The 16,889-nt window shown below is 61.0% G+C and carries 22 protein-coding genes; 3 read left to right on the top strand and 19 right to left on the bottom strand.

The features are described from left to right. From NKH93_RS03920 to NKH93_RS03865, 12 genes are all read right to left on the bottom strand, one after another. Positions 1-309, bottom strand: a complete 309-nt coding sequence (locus tag NKH93_RS03920) for a type II toxin-antitoxin system RelE/ParE family toxin (RefSeq protein WP_352819822.1) — start codon at positions 307-309, stop codon at positions 1-3. Continuing rightward, positions 306-566, bottom strand: a complete 261-nt coding sequence (locus NKH93_RS03915) for a CopG family ribbon-helix-helix protein (RefSeq protein ID WP_352452153.1) — start codon at positions 564-566, stop codon at positions 306-308. The genes NKH93_RS03920 and NKH93_RS03915 overlap by 4 nt, the downstream gene beginning before the upstream one ends. Positions 567-1,019: 453 nt before the next feature. Continuing rightward, on the bottom strand, positions 1,020-2,762 hold the full coding sequence (locus NKH93_RS03910) for a relaxase/mobilization nuclease domain-containing protein (protein WP_352819820.1): 1,743 nt from the start codon (positions 2,760-2,762) through the stop codon (positions 1,020-1,022). Continuing rightward, the gene (locus tag NKH93_RS03905) at positions 2,759-3,010 is read right to left on the bottom strand and encodes a hypothetical protein (RefSeq protein ID WP_352819818.1); all 252 of its coding nucleotides are present in this window, start codon (positions 3,008-3,010) and stop codon (positions 2,759-2,761) included. Before NKH93_RS03905 ends, NKH93_RS03910 begins: the two co-directional genes overlap by 4 nt. Then, positions 3,007-4,029, bottom strand: coding sequence for a lytic transglycosylase domain-containing protein (locus NKH93_RS03900; RefSeq protein WP_352819816.1), 1,023 nt, complete (start codon positions 4,027-4,029; stop codon positions 3,007-3,009). The genes NKH93_RS03905 and NKH93_RS03900 overlap by 4 nt, the downstream gene beginning before the upstream one ends. Positions 4,030-4,033: 4 nt before the next feature. Beyond that, on the bottom strand, positions 4,034-4,360 hold the full coding sequence (locus NKH93_RS03895) for a DUF736 domain-containing protein (protein ID WP_352768557.1): 327 nt from the start codon (positions 4,358-4,360) through the stop codon (positions 4,034-4,036). Further along, positions 4,329-4,964: a S26 family signal peptidase gene (locus tag NKH93_RS03890; RefSeq protein WP_352819814.1), complete on the bottom strand. Its 636-nt coding sequence runs from the start codon at positions 4,962-4,964 to the stop codon at positions 4,329-4,331. Before NKH93_RS03890 ends, NKH93_RS03895 begins: the two co-directional genes overlap by 32 nt. Then, entirely contained in the window at positions 4,961-5,392 is a 432-nt protein-coding gene (locus NKH93_RS03885) for a replication initiator protein A (protein ID WP_352969224.1), read from the bottom strand. Before NKH93_RS03885 ends, NKH93_RS03890 begins: the two co-directional genes overlap by 4 nt. A gap of 17 nt (positions 5,393-5,409) precedes the next feature. Beyond that, on the bottom strand, positions 5,410-5,700 hold the full coding sequence (locus NKH93_RS03880; RefSeq protein ID WP_023674287.1) for a helix-turn-helix transcriptional regulator: 291 nt from the start codon (positions 5,698-5,700) through the stop codon (positions 5,410-5,412). 125 nt (positions 5,701-5,825) lie between these two features. Then, positions 5,826-6,350, bottom strand: coding sequence for a DUF2285 domain-containing protein (locus NKH93_RS03875; protein WP_352470697.1), 525 nt, complete (start codon positions 6,348-6,350; stop codon positions 5,826-5,828). A 46-nt stretch (positions 6,351-6,396) separates the two neighbouring features. Next, positions 6,397-6,582, bottom strand: a complete 186-nt coding sequence (locus NKH93_RS03870) for a transcriptional regulator domain-containing protein (protein ID WP_352452199.1) — start codon at positions 6,580-6,582, stop codon at positions 6,397-6,399. Between the two features lie 168 nt (positions 6,583-6,750). Then, positions 6,751-7,029, bottom strand: a complete 279-nt coding sequence (locus NKH93_RS03865) for a DNA -binding domain-containing protein (protein WP_352612552.1) — start codon at positions 7,027-7,029, stop codon at positions 6,751-6,753. A 122-nt stretch (positions 7,030-7,151) separates the two neighbouring features. On the opposite strand from NKH93_RS03865, the gene NKH93_RS03860 reads away from it, so the two are divergent. Beyond that, positions 7,152-7,367 (top strand): helix-turn-helix domain-containing protein, encoded by a 216-nt coding sequence (locus NKH93_RS03860; protein WP_023674290.1) that lies wholly within the window; start codon positions 7,152-7,154, stop codon positions 7,365-7,367. 193 nt (positions 7,368-7,560) lie between these two features. Here the strand turns inward: NKH93_RS03860 and NKH93_RS03855 are convergent, their stop codons facing one another. From NKH93_RS03855 to NKH93_RS03840, 4 genes are all read right to left on the bottom strand, one after another. Next, positions 7,561-7,890, bottom strand: a complete 330-nt coding sequence (locus tag NKH93_RS03855; RefSeq protein WP_352502581.1) for a DUF736 domain-containing protein — start codon at positions 7,888-7,890, stop codon at positions 7,561-7,563. An 848-nt stretch (positions 7,891-8,738) separates the two neighbouring features. After that, positions 8,739-9,674: an SLOG family protein gene (locus NKH93_RS03850; RefSeq protein ID WP_352502582.1), complete on the bottom strand. Its 936-nt coding sequence runs from the start codon at positions 9,672-9,674 to the stop codon at positions 8,739-8,741. Between the two features lie 312 nt (positions 9,675-9,986). After that, entirely contained in the window at positions 9,987-11,033 is a 1,047-nt protein-coding gene (locus NKH93_RS03845) for a DUF7146 domain-containing protein (protein WP_352969448.1), read from the bottom strand. Then, entirely contained in the window at positions 11,033-11,344 is a 312-nt protein-coding gene (locus tag NKH93_RS03840; RefSeq protein ID WP_352470542.1) for a hypothetical protein, read from the bottom strand. Before NKH93_RS03840 ends, NKH93_RS03845 begins: the two co-directional genes overlap by 1 nt. A 763-nt stretch (positions 11,345-12,107) precedes the next feature. Between NKH93_RS03840 and NKH93_RS03835 the strand changes: the two genes are divergently transcribed. Both NKH93_RS03835 and NKH93_RS03830 read left to right on the top strand, forming a co-directional pair. Further along, the gene (locus NKH93_RS03835) at positions 12,108-12,521 is read left to right on the top strand and encodes an excisionase (protein ID WP_352470541.1); all 414 of its coding nucleotides are present in this window, start codon (positions 12,108-12,110) and stop codon (positions 12,519-12,521) included. A gap of 8 nt (positions 12,522-12,529) precedes the next feature. Next, positions 12,530-13,570, top strand: a complete 1,041-nt coding sequence (locus tag NKH93_RS03830; protein ID WP_352470540.1) for a tyrosine-type recombinase/integrase — start codon at positions 12,530-12,532, stop codon at positions 13,568-13,570. Between the two features lie 548 nt (positions 13,571-14,118). On the opposite strand, the gene NKH93_RS03825 is transcribed toward NKH93_RS03830, so the two are convergent. From NKH93_RS03825 to NKH93_RS03815, 3 genes are read right to left on the bottom strand one after another with little or no spacing between them, the layout of a single operon-like run. Beyond that, positions 14,119-15,186 carry an ABC transporter ATP-binding protein gene (locus NKH93_RS03825; protein ID WP_352470539.1) on the bottom strand — a complete coding sequence of 356 codons (1,068 nt, stop codon included), beginning with the start codon at positions 15,184-15,186 and terminating at the stop codon, positions 14,119-14,121. Continuing rightward, positions 15,186-15,974 (bottom strand): ABC transporter permease, encoded by a 789-nt coding sequence (locus NKH93_RS03820; RefSeq protein WP_352969220.1) that lies wholly within the window; start codon positions 15,972-15,974, stop codon positions 15,186-15,188. Before NKH93_RS03820 ends, NKH93_RS03825 begins: the two co-directional genes overlap by 1 nt. After that, on the bottom strand, positions 15,974-16,843 hold the full coding sequence (locus NKH93_RS03815; RefSeq protein WP_352969218.1) for an ABC transporter permease: 870 nt from the start codon (positions 16,841-16,843) through the stop codon (positions 15,974-15,976). The genes NKH93_RS03820 and NKH93_RS03815 overlap by 1 nt, the downstream gene beginning before the upstream one ends. Between the last annotated feature and the right edge of the window lie 46 nt (positions 16,844-16,889).

The raw sequence follows: 16,889 nt of genomic DNA, 5'->3' as shown, positions 1-16,889 counted from the left end.
TCAGTTCGGCCATGCCTCGTCCTGCCAATCGCGCGCTGCGTGGATCACCCGCAAAATTGAAATGCTTTGTCGGGCGCCCTTGGCGGTCACGGCATAAGCGATGATGTAGGGCAGGCGACTCAAAGGCTTTTTATAGGTGCCGGATACACGGCCGGGTCGCCCGGTTGCCATTTCCCCAAGCGCGGCCCCTGCGTCCAGAATCCGGTCTGCTGCCAGGCGCGCAGCGCGCGGATTATCCTGCGAGATATAGGCGATCTGTTCCTTGATGTCGTCCAGCTTACCGCGAGACCACTGAACGGCTCGCGTCACACCTTGCGGCCCGTGCCGGCATCAATCGCGGCATAAATTTCTGCCATAGCCTTATCATGAGACACGATGCGCCCAGCTTCGACATCAGCAAGGCCGCGCTTGATACCTTCAATGATTTCAAGCTCGCGATCGACATACGCTGCGACGGCTTCACCTGCGAGGAACGACTTGCTACGCCGGGTGTCGGTTGCGATCCGGTCGAGCTTTTCCTTTACATCGGGACTGACGCGAATTGTCATAGTGGTGCTAGCGGCCATAGCGGTGTCCTGTGTTGATCGGTGTACACCTTAGCACAGAGCGCCGCGCTGGTTCATTATCCCCTGACCGCCGAGCCGACGATCGAATCCACAAAGAAGCGCTGCAGCAAGACGAAGAGCACCAGTGGCGGGAGCACGGCAAGCGTGGCGCCAGCCATCACCAGTCCCGTGTTTAGAGCGCCTCTGTTGTAGCTGAGCAGGCGACTAAGGCCGATGACGATCGGATATTCGTGTGCATTGCCCTGTAGAACGGTCAGCGGCCAGAGATAGCTATTCCAGTGATAGACGAAGGCAAACAGCGCCAGTGCCGCGATTGCCGGCGCCAGACTGAATCGAGGATGCGCAAAGTCCCTGTTTTTTGCGAGGCAATCGGCGCTTCACTGTGCAGGTACAAATAGAATGTGCGACCGTGCTGGCTTCCCAGCATCAGGATAGAGCATACGCCTGGAACCTTCATAGCCCGATGCCGCGCTTCTTTCCCAGGTTCCAATCCACGCCCCCCATATCCGAGCACACGACCCCGATGACTTGATTACCCAATCGCTTTTCGAGCGACGGCGACCAGGGCACGAGCTTGAATTCGAGTCCATTGTCGATCATCGCGAGCCGGCCTGAAGCCAGCGAGAAACGCCGCCGGTAAATCCCAGCCACATGATCGCCGTTGGCAGCCTTCGTGAACGAGAGGCCCGTCTGGGCGGCGAGGCGGGCACCGAGCGATTCCACCTCATGATCGTGTAAAGTATCGATCAGATTGCGCACAAGAATGACGCGCTGTCCCTCGCGCTTGGCCAGATCGCGGCTGACAAGGTGGTCGACCCGATCTTGCAGTGCCTGTCTTACGTCCCTACCAAAGCCGCCGTCACCGAATTCGGCAGGCTCGCGTGCAACGAGTTGGCGATCGAGCCAAGTCGCGCCGGAAGCATGGACCTGCTGTTCGATTGACAGGTCGGAGCGGACCGCGAGCGTGACCCGGCCACCGCCATTTGCACTCGCATCGCGGCACAACTCCACGACCGAGCCCGGGTCGGAGTCTCCGGCCGCATCAGGGTCATGGAAGCGAATGTGGTGCGTGCGTCCATCAATGCCATCGACGATGGCATAGGCCGCGCCGCGCCGTTCGTCATAAAGGCCGCGTTCGAGCAGTCGGCCGATCACGGGCGCATCAATCCTTTCGGCGGCTAGCACATAGTCGGCCGTCCCTTTTTCTAGCCCATGCACAGTGAGGCTGCGGTGCATGCGCTTGATGATGTCGCCGCGTTCACCGAGGGCGCGCAAAGTGGGCTCGGCCTGTTCGACCACTATCCACTGGCCGGGACGGATCTCGTTCGCGAGGCCCAGGCTTTCCAGTTGCCGCAGCCGGCCGACTTTGAGCCCCAGGAACTCGTCGGGCCGGCGATCAGGATGTGGCGCGAGATCAATGATACCATGACGGTCGGCGTCACGAACAAGCTGGCGATCGAGCTGCGTCCAGCGCTCAGTGTCGACCTGGCGCTCGATGGCCCGGCGGATGTCGAGGTCCATGCGGAGCCCAAGCGTCTGGGTGAGAATGTCGCTCGCCCGATCGCGCATGCCCTGGCGGATGTAGTCCCGCGAGATGACAAGGCTCTCGCCATCGTCGGCAACGCCGCGAACGAGGATGTGAACGTGCGGATGTTCGGTGTTCCAGTGATCGACGGCTATCCAGTCGAGCCTCGTGCCGAGGTCGCGCGCCATGTCGGCCATCAGGTCACAAGCGAAGTTCTTGAGGTCGCCGAGCTCCATTGCATCGTCTGGCGAAACGATGAAACGGAAGTGATGCCGATCATCCTTGCAGCGGTCGCAGAAGGCGTCATGATCTGCATCTTTGGTGTCGGGACCGAACATCCTCGCCTTCTCACCATCACGTGTAACACCTTCGCGGCGAAGATATTTGAGATGGGTGGCGAGTGGCCCAGACCCTCTGAACTGCCGTACCACACGGGTCTTGACGACGGCGCCGCGTGACCGGTCAGAGATGAGGCGACTGGCGCGGATGCTCGCTGACCTGCCGCGGCCAAACGTTGAAGCTCGCGGGGAGGTGATCCGACCCTCGCGTGTAAGGTGACCGCCGGCGCGCTGTGTGGCCGCAAGAGCCTGGAAGATGAAGGGTCGTGCGCGCTGGCCGGCGCGGGAGCGGATGCGACCAGGGCGGACGCGAAAGCTATCGTCACGCTTCATGCTAGACGGCCACGAGGTGCGGTTTCCATTGAAACACTGAAAAATTGGGAATAGCGCACATCGCTGATTGTGCCAGCACATTGCGAAATGAGACGAAAATTGTAAGGAAAACAATCGGCCGAACCGAGCCGCACCTCGCGGCCCTTTATCCTGCCAATCTCTCTGTTCTCATCCACAGCCAACTCTTCCGCCGCAATTTCCGCGACGGAACAGGCCGGAATGCAATTGAGGACGAACGTGGCGATCATCGCGATATGGCTAAAGAGTGCTGAGCGAATAGGCCGGAAACAGCGTGGTTCGATTGGAAATCGGTTTCACCCGGCTGTGGCTCGATCGCGGTCAGGTCCGCAGCAGGATCGCCCATTGGCGACCGCATTGCGGACGAATAAATCGCCGCAAAGATCGTCTCGGCATAACCATTGCCATCCGATGCAGCGGCGTTCCGAATGTCATGGGGATGCGGAAAGATCGTTGCACCTTGCCGCGCGCGCCGCGGAGTGAGAACTGCACCATCGAGCAGCGGCGCAAGTTTCCTGACGTAGTCGACCGTCTCGCGTGGCAGCGGACGGCCGGTTAAGAGATGTTCCGTGTACCGACCAGGACCGGCATTGTAAGCGGCAAGAAAGCCGCTGCGCCCGAAGCTGTCGAGCATTTCGCGAAGATATGCTGCACCTGCAAGAATGTTGTCACGCGGTTGATAGGGATCGTCACCAAGACGGTATTTGATGCGCAGTTCCTGCCACGTCGCCGGCATGATCTGCATCAAGCCCATTGCGCCCTTGCTTGAAAGCGCACGAACATCGCCGACGCTCTCAACATGCATAACGCCGCGCAGCAACTGCTCTGGAATGGCGAAGCGTTTTGACGCTTCCCGGATATGCCGCGACCACGGGCCAGCCGACAAGATCGTCGACTCGGAGTGCGCCGGCCGTTCACCAGCACAGGAAGCCGCTGCACCAGTTTCGGGCGCCACGAAGCCGAGCATGACACATGCGGCAAACGTCGTCATGCCTCTGTGGGCTGCGTCCCGCAGACCGCAGAACCGATGCGCTGCCAGGCTGCGACGGTGTTCGCTTCCGTTAAGGGCAGGGGCTCGCCAATCGAACCGGCTTTGCCAAAACGGTGATGAAATCGGTGTCCGCAGCCACAAGCAAGTGTCCGGCCCCCTCTTGGCTGCCTCGCGGGCGGTCGGGTCGAAGGTTTTCACCGGCGCGCAATGGATCAAAAGGGTTGGCGAGAAAGATTCGTCGAAGGGCTCCAGAAGCATCTGTTCAGCCTCGCCCGTCGCGCTTCGAAGATCGCTTCCAGTGCAGGCTCCAGACGCTGTTCTCTGCATCGGACCGGAACAGCTTGGCGCGGATCGGCTGCGTAAAGGACGGGTCGTCTATTGAGACGGAGAGGTAATCCCCAGCCTTGTCTCCGGCGCGGTCCCAAGCCGCACCGACCGCCATCCCTTCGCAATAGATCAGATGGTCGGGCGCGTTTTCGGTTTTGGATTTCTCGGCAGGCAGGATGGCAATCTTCGCCTCGATTGTTAGCGTGGAGAGATTGCCGAAGAAGCCGTCATCATTGCGCGTGAAGGTTCCGATCTGGGTCATTGCAGTGCTCCTTTCTGAGTGTTGGTGCGCGTCGAGCCGAGCCCTCACGGCTCGCTAGCGAGGGATCGTTGGTGATATCCAGTACCGGAGTGGTGCGCTCCGTGGTCCAGACGGGAACCGCGCGGCCAACTATCGATGAGAGCGGGAGCGGGCCGAAATAGCGGCTGTCAAAACTGTCGGCTGCACCCGGGTTCATAAGGAAGACGTCGGCCTCGGCAATGTCGCGGCAGCCCTGCCAGATGGGCAGGGATCGACCACGACTGTCACGCTCGCGCGCATGTCCATACGTCTTGCCGTTGACGATGATCATTGTGCCTTGGCGACAGACGGTTGCGCCCCCGAGTGCCAAAACACGCTTCAGGAGCGGCACTTTTTTCGGCAGATAGCCGCGTCTTGCCATGAAGGCCGCCAATGGCTCGGGCGGTATGATGACGGCGATATTGGCAATACCGATTTTGTCGGCCGGCTGGACGCGATAGAGCCCGACGGGGATGCTCGCCGATGCGTTCCAGATGGACAGCGGCGGATGGCTAATCCATGCCGGCGCCGCGGCGAGCACTGCGCCGCCAACCATGGTGGCGATGATCTTTGTGCGTCTGCTCATGACTCGATCCCGGGGCGCAGCAGGAAAGCTTTACGACGCTTGCCGGCGTATGGACTCGGCTGCTCGCGTGCGGCTATCCGGCTGTGGACGTGCCGCCGTTGACGCGGCGACATGAAGGTCAGGATTTGCTGCTGTTTCGCCGCTACCAAGCGGCGCGGTTGCAATCTCCTGGCTTGCGCGTGGATGGTTTGCGACGCAGCCCAGACCAGGATGGCAGCGTTCCAAATCGTTGCCATGCCGTGCACACTTGCCGCCTCAACGCAGGTCGGTTCTTCGCCCGCATGAGGGTGGATCGGTGTCAGGTGGCGGGATTTCACCAATAAGACGAGCTGCCGCGCCACGACGTCCCGCGTGCCGCGTGGAGGGAAGCCGGTTGAGGGGACATAAGACAGCGCAAATTGCTGCTGAACGGTCTCGCGATACTGCATTTTCGGTGCGCCACAGATCAGGAGCTGCGGTCGCGCCGGCCGACATAGGCGGGCGCGCGGGCTGCATGGGGTTTTGCCGGCGGAACATAGGTCGCATTGGCATCGCTGGTGGAGGTGCGTGCGCCCAGCTCTATCCAGGCGTGCAGGTCGTTGATGTCGTAGAGAACGCGCCCGCCGACCTTCCGGTATTTTGGGCCGGTGCCGTAGGTCCGGTGCTTTTCGAGTGTGCGGGCGCAGAGCCCGACGATGGGTGCTGCCTCCTTCGTGCGCAAATACTTTTGGGGCGCGTCCGCGGGACCCTTCGACATCGCTCGATCTCCATTCGGTTCTGCTGTCGTCCTGGCCTGCCGGGACGCGCGAAGTGGACCATGATCGAAATGAGGAAAGGCGAGGGAGGGCAAAGATTGGGGGGCGCGTTTTTGCTACCCCTTTGCTATCCCGAAGAAGGACTTCGGCGGCCGGACTTTTCGCTGCGGTTGTGGGGATAGAAGAGAAGATCGCGATAGCCGCCGGCGACTAAAAAAGCTGCACGGCGTAAGATAGCTCGGACCTTGTGGCGGAGATGATGATCACGCCAATCTCGCGGCACAATCGGCTCTTGCGAAAACAGCACCTCCGCGAGCTGACGATAGGTTGCACCCATGCGGTGACCATCATGTGCGCGCAAATTGAGGATATGCCTGGTCTTGGTCTGTTGCGGCAGCGCGCCGTAAGATGAACTTCCTGCCCGGCCGTTCAGTGCGCGCCAGAACCGGCGCGCTGCATCGAGCCGCGTCTCGAATGCAGCGTCGAGGGGCAGAAGGGTAGCGTTGAATTCACCGGCGCGGTCATCAGCGACGAGATGACTTTTCCCAATTAAGGTAGACCAAATAATGTGAAGGCCTTCGTCCTGCGGCCAAACGCTGGCTCCGGCAAGGCTGGAAGGTCGAACTGTTTGATGGGATGTAGATACCCGCATGACCCGGAGCACGCGCGGCGAGGCCTGTTCCGTCCAGATGATATTGTCAGCTTTCGGAAGTCCGGCACCGGCAGTTTTGAAATCGCGCGCCCCAACGGGCGGCGAGATCGGGCTGACCGGCAGGTTCTCCAGAACCAGCGAGTTGCGATGCAAGCTGGCTGCACTCTGCCACGAATTCGTCATTCCGGATCAGATACTCGGCAGCGAATTCCGTAGCCTGGTAGCTGCACATGTGTGCATACGCCGCCGGATCGGTCCAATCGCCTTGCACTGTTCCTGTCCTCTCCGCGTACCCGGATGTGAGGCGTCGGCGTCAACATTCCCGGCGGATAAGGAAGTTGAATAGTTGGAGAGTCGGCAAACCATTATGCCGACTCAGCAAAGTGGAGCGCCGGCCGCGTCAGTGCGGAGCGCCGCCAGCGAGAAGATATCGGTAGCCGCTGGTCGTCATCCATCGCGCGCGGGCAAGATGGGTTTCCCAGGACCGGTACGCTCGTTCCGGCTCCTGCTCCGGGTCTATATGCAAGACGATCCTGGCCACCTCTCGCCAATCGGCATCTTCCGCCGCCGCGTCAAGCAGGCGAATGTAGGTGAGCAGACGCTCCTCGTCATAGCCGGTCAGGACCGAGGCATCCGGCGCAATGTCGGCGACGTCAGGATCGAGCAGCGGTTTAAGCATGGTATTTGACCATATTTCGATCGCGATCTCGAAGGAGCCGTCCTTTGGATCGAGCACCAATCATAGCGAATAGGAACGATCATTCCTAGAACGATAGTTCCCTTTCTGGTCCCTAATCCGCCATGAATCTCAAGGAGATCATGGCGGCCAACATGCGTCGCCTGCGCCATGACCAGAACGTGACGCAGGAGGAACTGGCCGCCCGCTCTGGACTGAGCATGCGTTACGTCGGATCGATCGAGCGCGCTCGGGTCTCGGCCAGCATCAGTGTTCTTGGGAGGATCGCAACTGCGCTGAATGTGGACCCATGCGAGTTGATCAGAAAATCGGCACCGTGAGTTGACGCGGGAAACACCTCGAATTTTCGATGATCGGCGAGGCGACATGCAGGAATGAAGTCTCCAGTCGCGAACACGACAGGTAGTCGCCCCAAAGTCCGACGGAGCTCGTTGGGCAGCGACTGCGCTCATCTTGCCGTGAAAAGGAGGACGGCCCCGCCCTGTTCGTCCGGGCGGAGCCTTGGTCGGGGCCTTACTCCGCGTTGCGGCGGCCGTTGGGGCGGGACCAGATAAGGCTGTAGTCTTCGCCTTGCTCATCGTTGAAGAGGTTGGCGTAGATCGGAGCCGTGAAGCTCGGATCGTCCACCTTCAGGCCGAGAAAGTCGCGGCCCTCATTGGAGCGCTTGGACCAGGCGGCGCCGATCTCGACCCGCCCGACGAAGACACGGTGACTGGGGGCGTTGTCGCCAGAGCGGTTGGCCTCGGGGACGATGCGGACGTTCTTGGCCTGGAGCGAGAGGGTGACGATTTCGCCGGTGAACTCGTTGTTGCCGGTCCTCTTGAAGCTTCCGATTATCGCCATGAGTTTTCTCCTTGAACTCTGTTTCGAGCCCGCACCATTGCGGCCTCAATGGCGATCGGCGGGCCGCAGGCGATCGACGCCGCATCGCTTGCGACCGCAGCGCCAGCGGAGGATGGCAGCCAAGCGACTTTGTTGTTTGGCGAGGAATGACGGCGCAGCTGGCAGGGGAAGAAAGTCGATTGGCGCCATTGCGGCTTAGGCGATCGAGGCGCAGCCGACCTTCGGCCAGATCAGCCCATTAGAGAGGCGGTTTGGAGCGGCCCACCAGATAGAGACATCAACGGAGAACCTGGCGATACCGTCGCTGGCGAAATCCTGGCTACGATGGTCACCGGCGTCGATGCTCCTCTGTACAGGCATCGCGAAGTCGCAAGCTGTTGTCAGCAACGCGCATAAGACACGCACGTGATGGTTCAAGTCACGGCTGACGTGCACCACCGGATATGCGCTATCTTTAGAACGGGTCGGAACCCCGTGGTGGATTCGAACTGTGCGTCGCGCGATGCCGTGTCAGCGACGACGCTAACAATGCGACGGGCAAAAAAAGCATCCTGCCCACGCCGGTTGTTCGGTGAGTTCGCCCAGATCCAGGCCCTGTTCGGTTGAACGGGCGTCGTTATTCGCAGCTGTGATGCCAGCTGCGACGCAGCTGAACGTTGACGGCAAGCGTGACGGCGTCGCGCGCCTTTGCTAGGGCGCGGACTTGAGTATCGCAAAAAGACGGGCGGCGCAGGAAGCCGGAGATCGGGCATCCCGGGCCAAGCACTCCAGCGAGCTGCAAATACAGTACCCGCTGCCGGATCGCGGCCGTATCGTACAATCGAAAAAAGGGTAGCGGCGGGCAGCGCTTACGCGCCGCCTCCCTTGGGGCGGAAGTCGAGGACTGGGATGCCGAGCTTCTTTGCCTTGTCTGCAAGATTGTCCTGAATTCCGGTCCCGGGAAAGACGATGACGCCTATCGGCAGCGCCTCCAGCATTGCATCATTGCGCTTGAACGGGGCGGCTTTGGCATGCTTTGTCCATTCAGGGGCAAAGCCGATTTGGGGTACCTTGCGATGGTCTGCCCAACAGGAGGCGATCTTTTCGCCACCCTTCGGCGATTTCCCGTGCATCAATACCATGTCGGGATGCCTGGCGTGGACCTGGTCGAGCTTGGCCCAGATCAGCTGGTGGTCATTGAAGTCGAGCCCAGCGGTGAAGGCGATTTTCGGGCCAGGTGGCAGAAGGACTTCCTGCGAGGCGCGTTTCTTGGCGCTGAGAAAATCGCGGCTGTCGATCAGCGCAGAGGTCATGTTGCGATGGTTGACTATCGATCCGCTGCGCGGTCGCCAACTCGATCCGGTGTGGCGCTCGTAGTGCTCCGCGGCCTGATCACGCATCAGTTCGAAGGCGCTTTGGCGTTCGATCAGCGTCTGCCCTTCGGCCGTCAGGCGTTCCAGCTCGACGGATTTCACTTCGCTGCCGTCCTGCTCACGCTGGCTGCGGCGCTGCGCCTGCTCGTTGTGATCGAGTTCGCGCTCGATCCGATCTGCGGCGCGGTGAAAGATGTTGACGGTCGACCACAGAAGATCGTCGAGATCGGGCTCGAGGCGAGTGTCTTGCAGTGCCACGATGAGGGCGTCGAAGATGTCGGCGATCGCGCCGGCGACGCAGTGGCCCTCTGGAAGCGGTCGAGGATCAGGCTCATCCACGAAGGGACGGTAGCCATAGAGCTGGAGTTCGGTGAGGACGTGGTCGATGGGTGAAGACGAGTGCTGTGGTTCGTAGTCGTCATGCTCGCTCATTGGATGCTCCGCCGGTTGGACCGCGACCCTCGCGGCCTTCATGGCGACGGAAGCCGGCGGACGGGACGGACCTGCACCCGCAGCGAAGCGAAGGGCCGGAGTGTCAGCGGAGGAGGGTGAAGGCCGGCTATTTTGCTTCGCGATGGAAAGCGCTCCCTTGAGGAGCGCGCCGGAAAATAGTCGGCCGGAGACATTGCGGGTCCGGGTCGTTTGCTGGCCGATCGCCCTCTCGAAGGCCCGCAGGCGTGGTTCTCTCCGACTTCAGGAGCATCCAGTGATGCAAGCGACAGCGGACAGGCTGTTCGTTCCGAGTTATCCCGCCACTGCCATGAAACGGGCGATGTCCTGCGGGGCGAGCTGAACACGGACTGCTGCTCGAATGGCATCCACGCCTAGCGTACAGAGATCTTCGTTGAGGTCCCCAAGTGCCGGCGAGAGCACGACCGGCTCGATCCCGGCAGCATTCGCTCTTTCGATCAAGGTGTCACGCGCGCCGTTACCGGCTGGATCGGCGTCACGCACGATGTAGAGCCGTCTCAGCGTGAGGGGAAACAGCATGGCAGCAAGATGAGCGGCCGAGAGTGCCGCTGCCATGGCCATATCGGGCAGGATGCACCGAAGCGACAAGACGGTCTCGATGCCTTCGCCGCCCGCCATGACGTCGCCCGGCAGGCCAAAACGAACCGCGTGACCGAGAAGATCGCCCATCGCGCGCCTCGGCGTATCGACCGGTGCCTTGCCCCTGCCGGAAGGATCAAGCCATGTGCGATGTGCGCCAGTCAAATGGCCGTCGAGATCGGTGACGGAAGTGATCATCGCCGGCCAGGTCTCAGTCGGCGCTTGTTCGTCGGGCCGGTAGTAGCAGCGCGGGTGAAAACGCAGGCTTCCGGTCCCGTGCAAAGCGGTAATACTGCGGTTGTGCAGATACGCCTCTACGACCGTACCCGCAATCGGCTGCGACATCGCAAACAGCCGACGCGCTTTCTCCGACATTTCCGACGGCGCGGCCAGCAACTTCGACCGCATTGATGTCTGCTCTGGTCCGGGATGCGGTAGGCCGAGAAACGTTATTGCCTCATGGGCAACGTCCCTGAAGTCGCTCAAACCGCGGCTTTCGCGGATGATATCGAGAAGATCGCCATGCTCCCCGGTCGCCGCGTCAGTCCATTTGCCGGCTGCGCCCTTTCCGCACTGCGAGCCGACGAGCCGCACGAACATAGAGCGACCCGGCGTGTTTCGGACATCGCCAACAAGCCAGTAGCGTCCCTCGCGATGTCCGTTCGAAAGATAGTGGCGACAAACCGCTTCGGCCTGTCGGCCCAGGCGGTGGGCCAGTTCGGACGCGTCGTGTCGGGGCATCATGCATCCTCCCGCGAGTCGATGCGCTGATAGCGCTCCAGCAGCTTGCCCAGAATTGCGGGTTCGGGCGCCTGTGGCTCAGTGGGACTGGCCGACCCTGCGCGAATCTCGACGGCAAGGCGCTCGATGCAACCACTGGTCGTCTTGCGCACGAGGAGGTGCGAGTGGGTCGTCACTTCAGCTACGAGGTCGGGTAGGTCCTCGATCCAGATGTCAGCCTTGACGCGGACCTGGGACATGGAGAACTCCACGTTCTTGAAGGCAATGTCTCGCGAGGACAGAAGGGTAATTTTCTGAGGGGTAGTCGCCATCGGGATGTACTCCGAGACGGGCAGTCGAGAGCCTCTCTCTCGACCTTCAAACTCGTCATGGAGATCCCGGCACTCCTCATCCTCTTGTGCTTGGCAGCCAACCGAGGTTGTTGCGGGGTAGCAACTCAGTGACGGTGTTCCTGTTTCCAAACGCGGCTGCATACAAACGTGCAGCAGTAGCGATTAAGGACCACAGCGCGGCGATGAACGACGAGCGGGGCCGGTCGCCCCATTGGAAGTATCTGGGTTCTTCATCACGCCTTCGGCGCTGTGGCGTGCGACACCGAGGGCATGCGGCTGAGTTCGAGAGCGAACAGAGCGCTTTTTGCGACGGGAAATCGATTTGGACGTGGTTGGTCATCACGGGCGGCCTGCCGCTAATCGTCGCCAGCAATGACGCTGCCAGCCAAGAAGCGAAGGAGGTACTCCGCTGCCCTGCTCGCCTGAACGCGGCGCGGCGCGCGCGGGCGTTGCGACGCAATAGGCCCTTCGGCCGCATCGATACTGAAACGATGGTCGGATCCCTTTAGGAGTGTGTCTGGCCGGACTGGAAGCAGAGGCCAGCCATAGATTTGTTGCGCAACCACTCCGATTGACAGGTCGAAGGCGCCTCTTCGCCGCAGCACCTCCGGCGGGCGGTTTTCGCAGCCGGTTTTTTGGAGAAGAGTTCTCCGGCAGGACCGTGTCCAGAACGGCGAGACAGGACGGAGTGCTCAACGAGGTCGGCGAACAGCTCAGACCTAAGAACTGCTGAGGACTTCTTATGAAAATCCCCGACCAATTCGACGAGACCACACCACTGCGCGTCGAAATCGCTGCGCGAATTGCCTTTCCCGACGGCTCGATGAGCGCAGCAGGCCTACGCAAGGAACGTGACGCCGGTCGACTTGAAACGGAGCTAATCGCCGGAAAGGAATACGTCAGCTTGATGGCAATCGCGAGGATGAGGGAACTATGCCGCGGACTTCGAAAGGGCCACGCCTGGTATGGCGTGACGAAAGCTGGAAAAAAGATGGAACGCGCCGAAACAAAGCTGGATGGTTTATCCGCGATGGAACCAGCTTCATCAGCGCTGGCGGCGGCGAAAAAGGCCGTCCAGGAACTGAAGCTGAAAAGGCGCTCGCCGCCTACATTGGAAGCAAATACCACCGAGCGCGGGGAGCCGAGGACGTCTTAATTGCCGATGTGGTCAACCTTTACCTTAAAGAGGTTGCACCGAAGCACGCGACACCAGAAGAGACGGCGGCTCGGCTGGATAAGGTCCTTGATTACTTCGGGGAAAAAACTCTCGCCGCCATCAATGGCAAACTCTGCCGCGAGTACGTTGCGTCGCGCCCCACCGAAGCCGCGGCGCGCCGCCAACTCGAGGATCTTCGTGCCGCCATCAACTACTACCGCAAGGAGGGTTATACAACCGCCGCACCGGTCATCACCCTGCCAGACAGGGCCGCCGCCCGCGAACGCTGGTTGACCCGCAGTGAGGCGGCCGCACTGATCTGGGCAGCTTGGCGAATGAAGCAGACATGGAAGGGCCAAGAGAGTGGCCGGCGCACTGGGCGACATCTCGCGCGCTTCATCCTCGTCGCACTTTATACAGGAACGCGCTCGGCCGCAATCTGCGGTGCCGCCATACGCCCAACGAAAGGGCGCGGTCATGTGGACCTAGACCGCGGTATCTTCTATCGCGGTGCCACCGGCGCAAGGAAGACCAAGAAGCGCCAACCCCCTGTACCGTTGCCCGAGCGGCTGCTGGCGCACCTCCGGCGCTGGGCGCGCACTGATCTTCACATCGAGACCAAATCGCGCGGCAAAAGTGCGAACATCGGTCGCAAGATATCGCAGGATTTTGTCGTGGAATGGAATGGAAAGCCGGTGCGGTCGATAGACAAGAGCTTCAAGACGGCGCGCGAAATCGCCGGCCTAGGGCCCGACGTTACTCCGCACGTGTTCCGCCACACCGCGGCGACTTGGATGATGCAGGCCGGCACCGATATGTGGCAGGCTGCGGGCTTTCTTGGCATTACAGTGGATGTCCTGATCGAAACTTACGGCCATCATCATCCTAATTTCTTGGCAGACGCCGCCGAGAAGATCACGAAGAAGCCAGTTTTCTCCAAGTCGCCGCAAACCGTTCCGAGTATAACTCAAATCGCAAGACACGAACGCGGTGTGCTCATCCCACAGGTTTCCCACAGAAACGGCGAAAGGAAACGCGACCAGTCGTGAGCGAACGTGGCGAAGGAGCCCAGGAACAATAACGACTTGCTGGTAAACCCACATCGTTCGGGACGATGGGATCGCACGTTCAAAACTGCCATCCGCACCCCGCTCAAAGGTCTACTCCGGCTCCCCAGGGCGCGTGCTCGCAGCCGTGCCTTGGATCGGTTTGCCGGGTCCCGAAAGCGACATTGAATGTGGGAGGATTAGAGGCAAAGATCGTGATGCCTGGCTTGACGGAGGCTTGTCTTCGAGGCCAATGAATACGCGCCTGGCCAAATCTCAAAACAGCAGCAAACGGCGCACTAGCCGCAAGCCCGGCGCACCGCTTCTGAGTGAAACTGTCAATCGGCAAGACCTTGGCCATGCCAACCATGTCGTTGTCCATCATCATTGCCGGGATCGGTTGCTCCGGGCCGCAAGACCACCAAAAAACTGGCATGGTCTCGTAGGCGGGACGTATCGGCGTTTCTGGCGCGGACCTCAACCAGGAGGTCGCAATCTTTTGCCATCACAAAAGCCCCATCTGAGTCGGTCAGTGGTCCATCTCTGGCCTGCTACCCCGCGACGATCAAGACTGTGCTTTCCGGCGACCAATGCAGCACGACATCCTGACCTTCCGCCAGCCTGACAGCGCCGGTATTCTGCACAATCACCTTGAGCGTCTGGCCAGCACGCTCGACAAAGTAGGTGCTGCTATTTCCGGCGAAGATGCGCTTCGATACCTGGCCTCGCAGCAGATTCGCGTTGGCCGCATCCGGAGCCTCGGCATCGGTGAAGATGCGGATGCGTTCGGGCCGCACGGCGCAGCTTGCCTTGGCCCCAGCGGCAAGCTTGGTACCCGAGCCGACGGCAATCGCTGTGCCGTCCGGCAGCCGGATGCCGTTGCCCGTGCTGTCGCCGCGAAGGATGTTGGCGTCGCCCAGGAAGGTGGCGGCAAACTCACTCGTCGGCCGATCGTAGATCTCCTCGGGCGAGCCTTCCTGCACCAGCTTGCCATCGCGCAGAATGCCGATGCGGTCGCTCATCGTCAGCGCTTCTTCCTGGTCGTGGGTGACGAAGATGGTGGTGATGCCGATCTCGCGCTGGATGCGCTTGAGCTCGATCTGCATGTCGACGCGCAGCGCCTTGTCCAGCGCGCCGAGTGGCTCGTCAAGCAATAGCACGCGCGGCCGGATGACGATCGCGCGAGCGAGCGCAACCCGTTGGCGCTGGCCGCCGGACAGCTGATGCGGCCGGCGGCCGCCGAGCCTGCCGAGTTGCACAAGGTCGAGTGCGCGCTGTACCTCGCTGGCAATCACCGCCTTGGGCTCGCCGCGCACCGACAGGCCAAAGGCGACATTGCCAGCAACGCTCATGTTGGGAAATAGGGCGTAGTTCTGGAACACCATGCCGATGCGCCGTTTTTCGACTGGCACCCGTTCGACGCTCTCACCACCTATGGTGATGCGGCCGGAATCGGGAAAGTCGAAGCCCGCGATTTGTCGCAGCAGCGTGGTCTTGCCGCTGCCTGACGGCCCGAGCAGGGCATAGAAGCCGCCATCGGCGAAATCGATAGACACATCGTCCAGCGCCTTGTGCGTGCCAAAACTGCGCGATACATTCGATACCTGCACGCCCGCCATTATTTCTCTCCGCCGAATTTGAAGAAGCGCGCTGTCAGCAGCATCAGCGCCATCGACACGACAATGATGATCGTCGAGACAGCATTGATCTCGGGCGTGAAACCTTTGCGGATCGCGGCGTAGATTTCGACCGGCAGCGTCGTCTGGCCGGGCGTCGACAAGAAGTAGGATACGACGAACTGGTCGAAGGACACGGCGAAGGCGAACAGCCCACCGGCAATGACGCCCGGCATGATCCAGGGCAGCGTGACGCGGTTCGTCAACTGCCATTGATTGGCGCCGAGCGAGCGCGCCGCCTCTTCCAGCTCGTGCGCGAAGGTCTGCAGTCGGGCCGACACGACGACAATGACGTAGGGAAGCGCAAGCGCGACGTGGCCAAGCAGGATGGCGAACAGGCCGCGCCCAATGCCGACGCCGAAGAAGAAGATCAACATCGCCGTGCCGGTTATCAGCCACGGAATGGCGATTGGCGGAAACAGCAGCGCCTGCAGGAATTTCTTGCCGCGAAACTCATAGCGGTAGAGCGCAAGTGACGCTGCCGAGCCAAGCACGACGCAGATGATGGTGGTGATGACTGCGATTTCGACACTGTTCCAGGTGGCTGAGATAAGCTGGTCGTTCTGCCACAGCGAAGCATACCATTCCGCCGTCCATTCGAACGGCAGCTGGTAGAAGGGCGAAACGTTGAAAGACATTAGCGCCATGATGATGATGGGCACATAGAGGAAGGCGAGCAATAGCCAGATGTAAAGGCGGCCGAGCCATTCGAGAACACGTGTCGTCGCCATCACGTAGCCCTCCGCAGCACCGGCGAGGCAACCGCCAGGATGACCAGCACGACGGCCAACAGGATAAAGGAGAGCGCAGCACCAAGCGGCCAGTTGAACACGGCGACGAACTGGTCCTCGATGACAGTGCCGTAAAAGGTGCCGGTACGGCCGCCGAGGATGCGCGGTTCCATGAACGAACCAACAACCGGGACGAAGACGAGCGCTGCGCCCGCCACCAGCCCCGGCATCGACTGCGGAATGATGACTCGATTCAGCACCTGCAGCCGCGAGGCGCCGAGCGAGCGCCCGGCCTCGATTAGCGAGTCATCGATGGCCTGCAGGGTCAGATAGCAGGTCAGCACCATGTAAGGCACGTAGGAGTGCACCAGCCCGATGATTACGGCCGGATAGGAATACATGAGGTCGATGTTGATCTTGAACGGCAGGACGGCGTTGAGCGCAGTGTCGAGAATGCCGCCTTCACGCAGCACCATCGCCCAGGAGAAGATACGCACCAGCCCGTTCGACCAGAACGGCAGGATGACGAGCAGGAAAATCGCCTCTCGGCTGCGGCCTTTCAGCACCTTGGCCAGCACATAAGCGGCGGGATAACCGATGACGATGCACCACAGCGTCACCTCGAGGCCGAGGCGCAGCGAGGCCAAAAGCAATGTCAGATAAAGGCTTTGTGAAAAGAAGGCGGCATAGTTTTCGAGTGTGAACGCCCACGGCTTTCCCGACAGCGGCAGGTCGGTCATGAAGGAGAAGAAGACCATGGCTGAGAGCGGCAGGAAGATCGCAACCGTCAGCCAGAGATAGGCAGGCGCCAGCAGTAGCAAGGCCGATCTCAATCCGCTGCGCGACGCGGCCGCAACCTGTGCTGCCATGACATCCTCCTCCCAGGATGGGGAAGCATCAGCCGACATGGATGGT

Origin of the sequence: Mesorhizobium sp. M0954 (genome assembly GCF_040319155.1) — a bacterium.
In the GTDB taxonomy this organism is placed as follows: Bacteria; Pseudomonadota; Alphaproteobacteria; order Rhizobiales; family Rhizobiaceae; genus Mesorhizobium.
Note: the sequence above shows the minus strand (reverse complement) of the source record. Positions and strands in the feature narration are given on the sequence as shown.